This is a genomic window from Candidatus Omnitrophota bacterium (assembly GCA_028712255.1).
In the GTDB taxonomy this organism is placed as follows: domain Bacteria; phylum Omnitrophota; class Gorgyraeia; order Gygaellales; family Profunditerraquicolaceae; genus UBA6249.
On sequence record JAQTQJ010000018.1, the window covers coordinates 1 to 13,368 of the forward strand.

Here is a 13,368-nt window from a genome sequence, read left to right on the forward strand (position 1 = left end):
GCATTATTTCTGGCTTTTATTTTTTAGACAAATCGGGCTGCGGCATTATTGGGTAGCTTGTTTACCAACACCTGGCTTAGTTTTTTAACTTTTGTCTTGGCAATAAAAGTTGGTTCTGTTATACTTAAAATGAATTGGTATCAGGTTCAACAAAAAACTCAAGTTTTGATCAAAAATTTTAGCTGGGTTAAATTTTTTAAACTTTCATTTTTAGAGGTACTTTTACCTGTTATTGTCGGCTACCTAGTTATAGGTTTAATCTTAGGCGTAATTAGTTACTTAGTAACTTTGCTAATAATCAGGAGGAATTTCCATGGAAATAAAACAACTCACGCATAATATAAAGAGCGATTTTAACCGCGTTCTAAGCCTTGTCGGAGTTATTCCTTTGCTTGTATTTATCTATCTGTTGGTGGGAAAAATTGCTAATTTTAATGCTTTAGCAGGAGATATTGGTTATATTGTGGTGGCCACCATCGGTGTTTTTATTACAGGAATTATAGTAGGAAGAAGAATGCTTATGTCGGTAACCTTTAAATTAATCGATGATAATCAGAAAATACTGGCTATGCAACAGGAGTTAATCGAGAAAAACCGTTTGGCGACAATTACCGAGACCGTGTTTGCTTTGGGTGACCAGATCAATAATCCACTTTTATCTATCTCCGGAAACCTTGAGTTATTGGAGTTTGAATTAAGGCACTTGGAATTGAGCGAGAAGACTCGTAATAGAATACAGACCATGCGTAACAATTTTTATAAGATTCGTGAAGTTACGGATAAGATGTCGAAATTGACCAAGCCGGAAACGGTAGAGATTCATAGCGGTACTAGAATGATTGATTTAGAAAAGTCGGTATAAATAAAGGGGACGGTTCTATTTTTCTATTTTTAATAAAAAATAGAACCGTCCCCTTTATTTGGTATAGGAGGATTTGATGAAAAAGATAGTTTTATTAAGGCATGGAGAGAGTACTTGGAATAAGGAGAATCGTTTTACCGGCTGGACAGATGTTGATTTATCAGAGAAAGGGTTGCAAGAAGCAAAAAAAGCAGGGGAAGTGTTAAAAAAAGAGGGTTTTATTTTTGATACAGCTTTTACTTCTGTCTTAAAACGGGCAATCCGCACGCTTTGGATTGCCCTGGATGAAATGGATTTGATGTGGATACCGGTATATAATTCCTGGCGGCTTAATGAAAGGCACTATGGAGCCTTGCAAGGCTTAAACAAATCCGAAACTGCTGCAAAATATGGAGAGGGACAGGTTTTAATCTGGAGAAGAAGTTATGATATCGCTCCGATGCCTCTAGACAAAGGCGATTCGCGTTATCCCGGTAATGATCCGCGCTACCTTGGCCTTAAACCCAAAGAATTGCCATTGACTGAATGTTTGAAAGATACCGTTGCCAGATTCCTGCCTTATTGGCATAAAACAATTGCACCTGCCGTAAGGAGTAATAAAAGAATAATTATTGCAGCACATGGGAATTCACTTCGCGCGCTGGTTAAGTATCTTGATAATATCTCTGAAGAAAAAATTGTCGGATTGAATATTCCTACGGCTATGCCTTTAGTTTACGAGCTTGAAGATAATTTAAAGCCGATTAGGAGTTATTATTTGGGTGATCCGGAGGAGGTAAAGAAGGCTATGGAGACAGTTGCAAATCAGGGCAAAGCCAGATAAATAAGGAAGTTCCAAGGGGAGGGTTAAATGATCGATATTGATGTGCTTAAAATTGCTTTATCAAAAGAAGAAAATGCGATAGAGACCTACCAAGAAATGTTAATCGGTCATCCCAATTTAATGGAGCTGCTTTCTCTTTTAATAACAGAAGAGCAAAAACATAAAATACTAATTGAACAGAAGATTAGGGAATTGACGCTATAGTAAATTAATTTAAAAAATAGCGTATAATTGTAACAGTTTAGCGTTTGAAGCCCCTGTGGCACTGCGAGAAGTCCGCCATTGGTTCAGTGGTGGACGACGAAGCAGTCTTTTAAAAGATTGCTTCGTAAAAAGCGCTCGCAATGACACTTCCTTTGGGATACTTCCGGGAGCCAAACTATTACGTATAATTTAGAAATCAGAAAATATTATATTATATTTTTGGTAGGATTGATATCGTTAGCCTTAATTATTACGGCTGGCGCACAGGAGGCTGCTAATATGCGATTATTAAGTTCGGAATTTGAGCATAATAGTTCTATCCCGGTAAAATTTACCTGCCAGGGGAAAAATATAAATCCCCCTCTGTCTATTGAAGAGGTGCCTAAAGCGGCTAAAAGTTTAGTTTTAATCGTAGATGACCCTGATGCTCCGGGAGGTGATTTTGTGCATTGGGTAGTTTATGATATTGCGATTATAAGCCATATAGAAGAAGATAGTATCTTTGGAAAACAAGGTGTTAATTCTTTAGGTAGGCAAGGCTATGTAAGTCCTTGTCCGCCTACAGGAGTTCACCGTTATTTTTTTAAAATTTATGCTTTGGATAAAATTTTAAATTTAAAGGAAGGTATAACTAAAGTGGACTTGGAAGCTGCTATGGTTGGCCATATTTTGGAGAAGGCACAATTAATTGGTTTATATCAGAAAAAATAAAAAAGGAGAGATTGATGGCTAAAGCGTTTAAGTTTGGTACTTTATTTTTTTGTATAGTTTTATTTGGCTGTATTAATGGTTTTGCTGCTCAAACCGATATGCCAGTAATCAAGCCGGAGTTTAAGGATATGGATGTAAATAAAGATGGTTTTGTTAGCTCTGATGAGATGCAGAGCTATCAGTCGCAAAAATTTCAAGAACTGGATAAAGATAAGAATAGCGTTATTGACTCAAATGAATTAAAAACTGATAACACAAAAATATTTGAGCCTGCTGATAAAGATAAAGATAGCAAAATTACTAAAGAAGAATCTACTTCGCAATTTAGCGAATATTTTAAGCAGATGGATAAAAACGAGGATAATAAAATTTCCGAATCCGAATATACAGATTATTGGAAGGGTATATATTATTTTTAAGACAGCTTTTAATTCCGTGTCATTGCGAGGAACCCCGCCTTGGCGGGGTGACGAAGCAATCTATGCTTTAGATTGCTTCGCTTGTTTCACTCGCTCGCAATGACATTTATTTGTAAACTATGATTTCCGTAAACAATGTATCGCTACAATTTGGTTTCCGTAAGCTTTTTACCAATGTAAATATCGTTTTTGCTCCCGGAAATTGTTATGGTTTAATCGGGGCAAATGGATCGGGTAAATCCACTTTTCTAAAAATTATTTCAGGCCAGATCGATTCAACCGCAGGGGATGTTGATATATCCGCAGGTAAACGTATTTCAGTTTTAAAGCAGGATCAATTTGCTTTTGACCAATATCAGGTGCTAGCTACAGTTATTATGGGTCATAAGCGGCTCTATGAAATTATAACCGAGAAGGAAGCGATTTATTCTAAGTCTCCTTTTACGGATGAGGACGGCATGCATGCTTCAAGGTTAGAAGAGGAGTTTAATGAACTTGGAGGCTGGAATGCTGAATCCGACGCCGCTAAGCTCTTAAGTGACCTTGGTATTGAAGAATCGTTGCATTGCGCGCAGATGAGCCAATTGGAAGCAGGCCAAAAATTTCGAGTATTATTGGCTCAGGCATTATTTGGGAATCCTGATATTTTGCTGCTTGATGAGCCGACTAACCATTTAGATATAGATTCAAGCATGTGGCTAGAGGAATTTCTCTGTGATTTCCAGAATATTGCTATTGTTGTTTCACACGACAGGCATTTTTTAGATAAGGTTTGTACGCATATTGCTGATATTGATTTTGGTAAGATCCGGCTTTATGCGGGTAACTATACTTTTTGGTCAGAAGCCAGCCAGTTAGCTGCACGCCAGCGCAGCGAAGTTAATAAGAAGATAGAAGAAAAGCGTAAAGATTTAAAGGATTTTATTATGCGTTTTGCCAATAACGCCTCTAAATCGCGCCAGGCAACCAGCCGTAAGAAAATTCTGGAGAAGCTTGATATTGAAAATATTGAGCCCTCTTCGCGTAAATACCCTTATATTAATTTTGAGCAGGAACGTGTTGCAGGCAATGACCTTCTAAGCATAAATAATCTTTCTAAGCAGGTGGATGGAGAAGTAATGTTTGAGCGGCTTAATATTACGATTCAGAAGGGTGATAAGGTTGCTTTTGTCGGGCCAAACGATCTTTCTAAGACCATACTTTTTGAAATTCTAATGGATAAAACCAAGGTAGATAGCGGTACTTTTAAATGGGGCGTCTCAACCAAGCGGGCATATTATCCTAAAGATAATTCTGCATTTTTTGATTCACAATTAAATATCCCTGATTGGCTTAGAAATTATTCGCCAAATACTGAGGAAGAGTATATCCGTTCTTTTTTGGGGCGTATGCTTTTTTCGGGGGAAGAAGCGCTTAAGCCAGTGAATATCTTATCAGGAGGGGAGAGGGCCCGTTGTATGTTTACGCGCATGATGGTTATTCAACCCAATGTTCTTATTTTAGATGAACCGACTAATCACCTTGATTTGGAATCAATCACTTCTTTAAACCGGGGTTTAGCCAAATTTCAGGGAACAATTCTATTTTCTTCGCATGATCATGAATTGATTCAAACCGTAGCAAACCGCATTATTGAGATTACGCCTTCTGGCTACATTGATCGTATCAGCACTACCTTTGATGAGTACCTTGAGAATGAGCAAATTAAAGAGCAACGCAGCCAGTTATACAAGATGAATAGGGAGGATTGATGTTTAGAGAAAAGATTAAAGTTTTGGATTGTACTATTAGAGATGGCGGTTTGATGAATAATCATGATTTCGACTTGCGTTTTGTACGCGAGGTTTATAAGGCCCTTTCTGAAGCAGGCATAGATTATATGGAAATTGGTTATAAGAATTCTAGGCGGCTTTTTAACCCGAAAGAATTCGGAAAATGGAAATTCTGTGATGACCAGGATATAAAGAAAGTAATTGAGGGAATACAGTCTAGAACAAAAATTTCAGTTATGGTAGACGTGGATAGGGTAGATATTGATGATGTTTTGCCCAAGAAGGATAGTCCGGTAGATATGGTCAGGGTTGCCACTTATGTAAAGGATGTGGACAAAGCGATATTTTTGGCAAATCACTTTACGGATAAAGGCTATGAGACTGCGGTAAATATTATGGCAATATCCCGGGCTTTGGATAATGAGCTTACAGAAAGCCTGCAACAGTTAGAGAAGGAGTGCAAGGCAAAGATAATTAATATTGTAGATAGTTTTGGCTCGCTTTATCAGGAGACAACGGAGTTTCTTATTAAGAAGGCAAAGAGTATTTTAAAAACTAAAGAGATTGGCATGCATGCGCATAATAATCAGCAGCTTGCTTTTGCCAATACTATTGAGGCAATTATCCATGATGCTAATTATGTGGACACGACAATTTTTGGCTTGGGAAGGGCAGCAGGTAATTGCCCTACAGAACTGATCCTTGGATTTTTGAAGAATCCAAAATATGACATTCGTCCAATATTGGATGTAATTTCCAAGGAGCTTATTCCTTTACAGAAAAAGATAGAATGGGGATATTTTATACCTTATGCAATTACCGGTATTCTTGATGAGCATCCACGTAGTGCGATTGCTCTGAGGGAGAGCGATAAAAAAGAAAATTACCGTGAATTTTACGAAAAACTAGTTGGAGAAGTTGAGGAATGAAAAATGGGACCGTTTCTATTTTTATTTTCCTAGCTCATGAAAAATAGAAACGGTCCCATTTTTCCTGGGAGGAGCAAAGTTATGGATAGGATATCGAAGGAATATGAGGTTGGTAATAAAGCTATAGATAGCTTAATAGATGAACTTGTTAGGAATTGCGCTTCTTCTGAAAGTGAGCATCTATTAAAAGAAATAATTACCACTGCGGTTAAGCTGGGCAGAGAGTCTAATGATAAGGGTGATCTTAAGCTTGTAAATAATACGCTTAAAGAATTACGTTATTCTTTTAGGATTTTTTCTCCTTATAGAAATACAAAGAAGGTAATAATCTTTGGTTCTGCAAGATCGAAAAAAACTTCAGCTGAATATAAGATGGCTGAAGAATTTTCAAGAAAACTTTCCACAAAGGGCTATATGATTGTAACCGGAGGCGGCCCCGGGGTTATGGAAGCCGGCAATAAAGGAGCTGTTGCAGGAAAAGATTTTGCTTTAAACATCCGCTTGCCTTTTGAGCAGAAGCCTAATCCATATATAGATGAAAGGGAAAGGCTGATTAATTTTAAATATTTTTTTACTAGGAAGCTAATTTTTGTAAAAGAGACGGATGCAACCGCGCTTTTTCCCGGAGGTTTTGGAACAAATGATGAAGGATTTGAGGTGCTTACGCTTATTCAGACCGGAAAATCTAAGCCCCGGCCGATAGTTTTAATGGAACCTCCGGGTTCTGCCTATTGGGCTGATTGGAAGCGTTTTGTAAGCAATCACCTGTTTAAAAAAGGGTTTATCAATAAAGAGGATTTCAGCCTTTTTTGCATTGTAAAAAGTACGGACCAGGCAATTAAATATATTGAAGACTTTTATAAAGTCTATCATTCATTACGGTATGTTGCAGGGTTAACTGTTATGAGGTTAAATAAAAAGCTTACGGATAAAACCCTGAATATTTTAAACCAAAAATTTAAGGATATTTTGGTATGCGGAGAAATCTGCCTGGCGTCTGCAACCCAAGAAGAGATCGAGAAAGGGGAATATCCCCAGCTTCCCAGGCTTATAATGAATTTTAATATGCGTGATTACGGCAGGCTTTGTGAGATGATCAGTGTTATTAATCAGGATTAAGAAAATGGAAGGTGTCATTGCGAGCGAGCGGCAGCGAGCGAAGCAATCTAAAACTAAGATTGCTTCGTCGGGCTTCGCCCTTCTCGCAATGACACTTTACGAAAATTTCTTGATTTTTTTTATAATCTTTAGTAAAATGTGCTCATGAAAAGAGTTTTTAGACTTTTAGGTTGGGGATGGTGGTTGGTGCATCTTGTGGGTATAACTGTAGTGTATACCTTGGGCAATATTTTGTGGAGATAATATGTTGAAATATATTATGTGGCCAAAGCCGGGGTGGTGGGTGTTCCATATTATTATAATTAGTTTGGTATTTTATTTAGGCCATTTGGCGAAATTTTAAAAGAATGAACAGAAGAATATTGATTATTGCGATGTTTTTTTTAGCTTTAGGAGGGTTCCTGCTTCATTATCGGATTCATCCTTTTGTTGGAATATATAGGCTTGCCAGAATCGTAAGTTTATTAGATGTGTTTTTGGTTACTGCTTTCCTTTGTGCGCGTTCAACGGCGATTTATGGCCTACTATTAAAGGGTATGTTTACGATCCTTGCTGTAGTTCTTATGGGGAATTTTTCTGTTTCGGGTTTTATAGGCAAGAATCCTACTCTTTCAGATTGGATATTTAAATCCACATTGGCAGATATCTTGATTGCTTTGAGCGGTTTTTTAATAGCTAAAGTTGTTTACGATTCGTATTATAAGAAGGAGTAGGTATATTGGGGGATTTTCCCAGCCCAGATAATAAATTTGAGCATTATTAGGGCCAAGAGCAATTCTTTTAAAAAATTGCTCTTTTTTATTTTGTGGGTTTTATTTAGAGAGAGTGTAGTAAAATGTTGCTTTTTGTCATCCCGAGCGAAGCGAAGGATCCATTCTCTTTTGAGATTCTTCGCCCGCCACTAAATCGATGGCGGGCTCAGAATGACGCCAAATTGTGCATTTTGCAACAGTTTCTTTCATTTAGTATTTAGGTAGGCTAAAAAAATAATTTCTACTATTATGAAGATAAGAAAGCGCCTCCTTAAAATTGCTAATGCCAGGAAGAAGGAGAAAGAAAAAAACAAAAATAAAGGTAAAAACCTGAGTATTTATAACTATAAGTTTGGCCATAAAAATATAAAGTTAACCGTAGAGAGGTTAGAGGTACTTAAAAAATCGAATTCAGTAGATTCGATTTTTTATTACAGCTGTGTGTTTTGTAATAAGGATTTTGATCCTAATGTGCAAATCTGTCCTGATTGTGGCCGTGATTTAACAAAAATTAACCTTAAAAAATGTCAGCATTGCGGAGCAAAAAATAATCCTTCTAAAGGAACCTGTTGGGTATGCAATGCTCCTTTTCCGAAGCTAGATGAGAAAGTGGATAAAGAAGTCCACCTCTTATTGACTTTAAATATAAATAATAATCTTTATAGGAACACGGATAAAATATTAGGGTTAGGAATGAAGAAACTTTTTGAAGATTTAATTACTGCTGGTTTTAGTAAGGAGCCTTTAGAGGCCTGGGTTAAAATACATGAATGGGAAATTGAGCATATAAAAGAATCCGTGATGGTAGAATGTAAAAATTTGGCGAGGGAGTATAAACGTAAAAATCTTTTGTATATAATTACGTTTATTTTACCGATTCTTATCTGTTTAATGATAGCTTTTGTTTTTTGGGTTAAGTAAACAATAGGGGACGTTTCTCTTCAAAGCTAGAGGGAAACGTCCCCTATTAAAAAAATGCTTGAGATTATTTTAGAAAGCTTTATAATTATTGAAAGAACTAAAAGGAGGTAACATGGCGTATCAACAGGGTGGTGGATTTGGGGGGCCTAGGGAAATGCACAAGGCGGTTTGCGCAGAGTGCAAAAAAGAATGTGAAGTTCCTTTTAAACCTAGAGAGGGCGGCAAGCCAATATTATGCAGGGAATGTTATCAAAAGAGTAAGGGGCAGAGCCGTTAAATTAAAGTTTTTTGTTGGGAGGCGCCTCTATTCTTAATAAAAATAGAGGCGCCTCTTTAATCTTCCCTCAAACAATAAAAAGAGGAAGGCTTATTTTTAATAGCATCTTTTAATTAATAAATATAATTATATTGACAAATAGCCATATTTATGTTATATTTTTATTGTGGATAGAATCATCGGCGTTTTTATTTGGGATCACCGTAAAGAACTAATCAACATAAAGAAGCATGGCGTTGATTTTGTTGTCGCTACCAGCGCCTTTAAGGATATAAAAAGAAAGATTTATACTGATTCTAAGCATAGCGAGGATGAAGAAAGATTCTTCTGTGTGGGTAAGGTGGATGGTAAAATCCTAACCGTTAGGTTTATTTACCGTCATGATAAAATCAGGATATTTGGAGCAGGGTATTGGAGAAAGGGAAAGGTTTATTATGAAAAAGAAAACGATTAATTCGGATATGCCTATTGGTAAGTTAACCAAAATCAGGGATTTTCTTCCTCCTCCGGCCCAGCTTGTTGTGCCCGAAGAGACTACGAAAATCACTATCTCGCTGAAAAAATCAAGCGTAGAGTTCTTTAGGCATGAGGCGGAACGCTATCACAGTAAATATCAACGGATGATACGCGAGCTGTTGGACAAATACGCCATGCAGTATGCGAGAAATTAATTAGGTATATAGAAACATAAATTAGAGATCGGAGTGCAAGTTTTTAGTAAAAACTGGAGGTAAGTTATGAAAGAAAAAGTTTACTCTCTCTCTCTCTCTCTGCAATTCTGCTTCTTGTATTCTGCGCTCTAAGCCCTGCCTACGCTAGTAATATAATACTCAGTAATACCCAAATTCTCAACATGTCGGAAGGTTCCACAACTGCAGATATCCAATTTGATATTTCCTGGGATAATTCCTGGCGATATGGAGTTTTTTATGACGCGGCTTGGGTGTTTGCTAAGGTTTCAGTGAATGATGGGGCCTGGATTCACGCCACAATTTCCGGAGTTACTTCTATCGGCGCAAGCGGCACCAGCCTTACAATAGATGTTCCAACAGACAGTAAAGGGGTTTTTCTTTATCGTTCAGCCGACGCTACTGGGACACTTAGCACAACTGCGGTTAAACTGCAATGGTTTAGGCAGGGCGATGGTGTTGCCTATAATGCTGCTAAGGTAAAAATTCAAGTTTTTGCCATTGAGATGGTGCATATACCACAGGGTTCTTTTTATTTGGGTGATGGGACAGCCAGAAGCGGCACTACAAACAGCCATTTCTTCGATGCCGCAAGCGCAGCCGGAGCAGCGGTAAAAATTACCTCTACTCAACCCTATATCTCTAGCGCCAGTGATGGCTCAGGCACAGCCGGAGACATTGCCTGGGTAAATGAATCTACTTATGCTGGAGCCCTGCCTACCTCTAGGACCCAATTAAATTCAAGTTTCCCTACCGGTTACAATAGTTTCTACATAATGAAATACGGAGTTACCCAGGGTCAGTACCGGGATTTTCTCAATACTTTGACTCGTGCCCAACAAGTAACCCGGGTAGCCACAACGATTACTTCCGGCACCACTGCTGTAACTAATGTTTATGTAATGTCTAACACCAGCACCGTCAGCTATCGTAACGGTATAGCTTGTGCTACCACAGTACCTTCTACTACTCCGGTTACTTTCTACTGTAACTTAAATGCTAATGCGACAGCTAATGAATCAGCTGACGGCGAATGGATTGCCTGTAATTATTTAAGCTGGATGGATTTATGCGCCTACGCTGACTGGGCAGGTTTACGCCCAATGACCGAGCTTGAATTTGAAAAAGCCTGCCGCGGTTCACGCTCCGTCTTAGCCGGCGAATACGCCTGGGGCTCAACCAGTATTACTCAGGTAACCGGCATAACTAACAGCGGCCAGTTAAGTGAAACTGCCACTAACAGCGGTAATTGTGCTTATGGGAATCATGCTAGTGTCCAGGGCCCAATGCGCTCAGGTTTTGCCTCTACCGCAACTTCGACAACTCGTGAAGGCGCCGGAGCCTCTTACTATGGAATAATGGATCTTTCAGGAAACCTCTGGGAGAGGCCGGTAACTGTTATGGGTTCACAATCCGGCACTACCTTATCTATATTCACCGGGCTTAATGGTGATGGTAGTTTAGCTTCAAACGGCAATGCCAATGTTGATTACTGGCCGGGCAATGCCGGAACTAATGGAGTTAATGGCGAGGTTACCGGCGCTTCCGGCTCTGGCTTCCGTGGCGGCACTTGGAACAACGATGCCTCCTACGCCCGTGTTTCTGACCGTTACTACGCTGCCTACACTGTCTCGAATCGCGACTACCATTTCGGCGGCCGTTTCGCCAGAACCTCTCCGTAATGTTTTGTAGTTCTTTGGAATCTTGAGGTGGTGTCATTGCGAGGAGCGCAGCGACGAAGCAATCCAAACCGGGATTGCTTCGGGCACTTCGTGCCCTCGCAATGACACGAAAGTAAAGGGTGTCATCAATGATAAAAATACAATAAATGAAAACATTGTCTCCCGTAGTCGAAAAACATTACCAGTTGATTCTTTGGATGCTGCCAAAAATCGCCAATTTTCCGCGATTCCGTGCGTTGTTGGGTGGCGCATAGCAGTTATGCCAACACAAATGGTTTACGGTTGAATATGTTTAATGATTTGATGGAAAAAGATGAACGTTTGGGCGGCTTGCTTAAAGATGTGCTCTTGCCCTTGGACAAAGGGCGCAACAGCCGAAAGTACCGGGGGGGGGGCGTAATCACAAATCTTTTCTGGGATCGCGATACTTGCCTTTGGTGGGCCAGCAGCGATGTGGGAAGGAGAAATTAGTGGATAGGGATGATGAGGAAAACAGGAGGGATGTAATATGTTGAAGAAAAATAGAGCAACGATAATAACGCAGGTAGTTTTGGCCGTGGTATTACTTTTTATAGCCATTGGCCTTTTTCTTATCCGCAGCAAAAATAACCCGCCTCCGGCCGTTACTTCTGCCAGTTCACAACCAGTAGCGCTTTATACCGGAGGCCGTAGTAGTGGAAGCGGCATGGGAGAGGCTACTTACTATTCCAAATAAAGGGGACGTACTCTAAGGGGATACCTCAGTTATGTTGATTTTATGAGAGTTACCCAAAAGTGTCATTGCGAACGAGCGCAAGCGAGTGAAGCAATCTTTTTAAGAGATTGCTTTGTCAGGTTACGCCCTCCTCGCAATGACACTGTAGTAATTTTGGGAAAACTCCATGTACATTTTTCTTGACAAAACACACAAATGTGTGGTATTGTGTTTTTGGAGGTGTTAATATGCAGAGACCGGTTGAAATAGAAACGCCATTCAAAGGCGAAGTGGTTATTTATCAAGCCAAAGATAAGAATATCCGGCTTGAAGTTAAATTTGAAAATGAAACAGTCTGGCTTACTCAAAAGCAGATAGCTCAACTGTTTGGTACTCAGAGTCCAGCCATAACAAAGCATTTAAATAATATCTTTGGTGATAAAGAATTGCAAAAGAATTCAGTATGTTCCATTTTGGAACATACTGTTCAAGAAGGTGGTTAATCTGATTAATAGAAATAATTAGGATAAAATATGGAAGAGAAGCCATTTTTAACGCCAAAGCAGGAAAAGGTGCTTAATTTTATTCGAAAACGGGTAGGGGAGAGGCTCCCTCCTACAATTCGGGAGATAGGGGAGGAGCTGGGGTTTAAATCTACCGGAACAGTAAGGGATTATCTAAAGGCTTTAATGCAGAAAGGGTTGGTCAGGCGTATGAATAATAAATCTCGGGCGATTGAATTGACTGAACGCGCTAGTTTTAACAAAATTCCCATAATTGGTACCATTATGGCCGGTAAGCCCAATTTAGCTTATGAAGAAATTCAGGGTTATGTGGATAGTGATGATTTATTCCTTGGGCGCTTAGGTTTTGATGATGTTTTTGCTCTAAGGGTTAAAGGCGACAGCATGATTGATGCCGGAATTTTAGATAGCGATATTGCTATTATTAAAAAGCGCCCCAGTGCCGATAATAATGATATCGTTGCCGCATTATTGGATAATAACGAGGTTACTTTAAAAAGATTGCGTAGCCGCGCCGGTAAGTTCCATTTGGAAGCTGCTAACGTAAATTACGCGCCAATCTTTGAAGAGTTTAAGGTTATTGGTAAGCTTATCACGGTAATTAGAAAGTATTAAACCTAATAAGGGGACGGTTCTCTAATATAAGAGAACCGTCCCCTAGATTTTATATGAATCAGAATAGTTTTAGCCCTAAGGCCCGCTGGGATAGGTTTGAGCCGGACGAGCGCGGTTTTAATCCTGATGCTTTAAATGAGCGTATTGAAGTTTTGGCACATTTTAAGCATGCTAAAATTTTACCTAAAAGCTTCATTTGGAATAATAAAGAATATAAAATCGAAAATATAACTTATAACTGGCAGGAACGTATTGGCCAAGCTTTGATCAGTTATTTTTCTGTACTTTGTGTAGGTCAGATGTATCAGCTTTCATTTGATAATACCACCTTCCGCTGGCAGATTGATAAACTGATTCAATAAAATCCCGGTAAGT

The 13,368-nt window shown here is 39.0% G+C and carries 17 protein-coding genes and 2 pseudogenes; all 19 read left to right on the forward strand.

Features of this window, described 5'->3' with window-relative positions; genetic code table 11:
• Positions 1–42 precede the first annotated feature (42 nt).
• The 19 genes and pseudogenes from PHC29_07640 to PHC29_07730 all read left to right on the forward strand — a co-directional run bounded on the left by PHC29_07640 (position 43) and on the right by PHC29_07730 (position 13,355).
• A pseudogene (locus PHC29_07640) lies at positions 43–339 on the forward strand (DUF2062 domain-containing protein).
• Positions 314–862 carry a hypothetical protein gene (locus tag PHC29_07645; GenBank protein ID MDD5109353.1) on the forward strand — a complete coding sequence of 183 codons (549 nt, stop codon included), beginning with the start codon at positions 314–316 and terminating at the stop codon, positions 860–862. Before PHC29_07640 ends, PHC29_07645 begins: the two are co-directional and overlap by 26 nt.
• A 76-nt stretch (positions 863–938) precedes the next feature.
• Positions 939–1,685 carry a 2,3-diphosphoglycerate-dependent phosphoglycerate mutase gene (gpmA, locus tag PHC29_07650; GenBank protein ID MDD5109354.1) on the forward strand — a complete coding sequence of 249 codons (747 nt, stop codon included), beginning with the start codon at positions 939–941 and terminating at the stop codon, positions 1,683–1,685.
• 27 nt (positions 1,686–1,712) lie between these two features.
• Complete coding sequence (locus PHC29_07655) at positions 1,713–1,889, forward strand: hypothetical protein (GenBank protein ID MDD5109355.1); 177 nt, start codon at positions 1,713–1,715, stop codon at positions 1,887–1,889.
• A 279-nt stretch (positions 1,890–2,168) separates the two neighbouring features.
• Positions 2,169–2,600 carry a YbhB/YbcL family Raf kinase inhibitor-like protein gene (locus PHC29_07660; protein MDD5109356.1) on the forward strand — a complete coding sequence of 144 codons (432 nt, stop codon included), beginning with the start codon at positions 2,169–2,171 and terminating at the stop codon, positions 2,598–2,600.
• Positions 2,601–2,614: 14 nt separating this feature from the next.
• Positions 2,615–3,019: a hypothetical protein gene (locus PHC29_07665; GenBank protein MDD5109357.1), complete on the forward strand. Its 405-nt coding sequence runs from the start codon at positions 2,615–2,617 to the stop codon at positions 3,017–3,019.
• 119 nt (positions 3,020–3,138) lie between these two features.
• Positions 3,139–4,770, forward strand: coding sequence for an ATP-binding cassette domain-containing protein (locus PHC29_07670; GenBank protein MDD5109358.1), 1,632 nt, complete (start codon positions 3,139–3,141; stop codon positions 4,768–4,770).
• A complete protein-coding gene (locus PHC29_07675; GenBank protein MDD5109359.1) occupies positions 4,770–5,720 on the forward strand; it encodes an aldolase catalytic domain-containing protein in 951 nt (316 codons plus the stop codon). The genes PHC29_07670 and PHC29_07675 overlap by 1 nt, the downstream gene beginning before the upstream one ends.
• Positions 5,721–5,801: 81 nt before the next feature.
• On the forward strand, positions 5,802–6,839 hold the full coding sequence (locus tag PHC29_07680) for a TIGR00730 family Rossman fold protein (GenBank protein ID MDD5109360.1): 1,038 nt from the start codon (positions 5,802–5,804) through the stop codon (positions 6,837–6,839).
• Positions 6,840–7,186: 347 nt separating this feature from the next.
• Positions 7,187–7,552 (forward strand): hypothetical protein, encoded by a 366-nt coding sequence (locus PHC29_07685; protein MDD5109361.1) that lies wholly within the window; start codon positions 7,187–7,189, stop codon positions 7,550–7,552.
• Positions 7,553–7,840: 288 nt separating this feature from the next.
• Entirely contained in the window at positions 7,841–8,512 is a 672-nt protein-coding gene (locus PHC29_07690) for a hypothetical protein (protein ID MDD5109362.1), read from the forward strand.
• Between the two features lie 112 nt (positions 8,513–8,624).
• A complete protein-coding gene (locus PHC29_07695; GenBank protein MDD5109363.1) occupies positions 8,625–8,789 on the forward strand; it encodes a DNA-directed RNA polymerase in 165 nt (54 codons plus the stop codon).
• A 175-nt stretch (positions 8,790–8,964) separates the two neighbouring features.
• Positions 8,965–9,243, forward strand: a complete 279-nt coding sequence (locus PHC29_07700) for a BrnT family toxin (GenBank protein MDD5109364.1) — start codon at positions 8,965–8,967, stop codon at positions 9,241–9,243.
• Complete coding sequence (locus PHC29_07705) at positions 9,224–9,460, forward strand: CopG family transcriptional regulator (GenBank protein MDD5109365.1); 237 nt, start codon at positions 9,224–9,226, stop codon at positions 9,458–9,460. Before PHC29_07700 ends, PHC29_07705 begins: the two co-directional genes overlap by 20 nt.
• A gap of 182 nt (positions 9,461–9,642) precedes the next feature.
• Positions 9,643–11,160, forward strand: a complete 1,518-nt coding sequence (locus PHC29_07710; GenBank protein ID MDD5109366.1) for an SUMF1/EgtB/PvdO family nonheme iron enzyme — start codon at positions 9,643–9,645, stop codon at positions 11,158–11,160.
• A gap of 508 nt (positions 11,161–11,668) precedes the next feature.
• Entirely contained in the window at positions 11,669–11,875 is a 207-nt protein-coding gene (locus PHC29_07715) for a hypothetical protein (protein MDD5109367.1), read from the forward strand.
• A 227-nt stretch (positions 11,876–12,102) separates the two neighbouring features.
• Positions 12,103–12,336 (forward strand): annotated as a pseudogene (locus tag PHC29_07720) (hypothetical protein).
• Between the two features lie 51 nt (positions 12,337–12,387).
• Positions 12,388–12,993 carry a transcriptional repressor LexA gene (lexA, locus tag PHC29_07725; protein MDD5109368.1) on the forward strand — a complete coding sequence of 202 codons (606 nt, stop codon included), beginning with the start codon at positions 12,388–12,390 and terminating at the stop codon, positions 12,991–12,993.
• A 53-nt stretch (positions 12,994–13,046) separates the two neighbouring features.
• Positions 13,047–13,355, forward strand: a complete 309-nt coding sequence (locus tag PHC29_07730; protein MDD5109369.1) for a hypothetical protein — start codon at positions 13,047–13,049, stop codon at positions 13,353–13,355.
• The last annotated feature ends 13 nt before the right edge of the window (positions 13,356–13,368 follow it).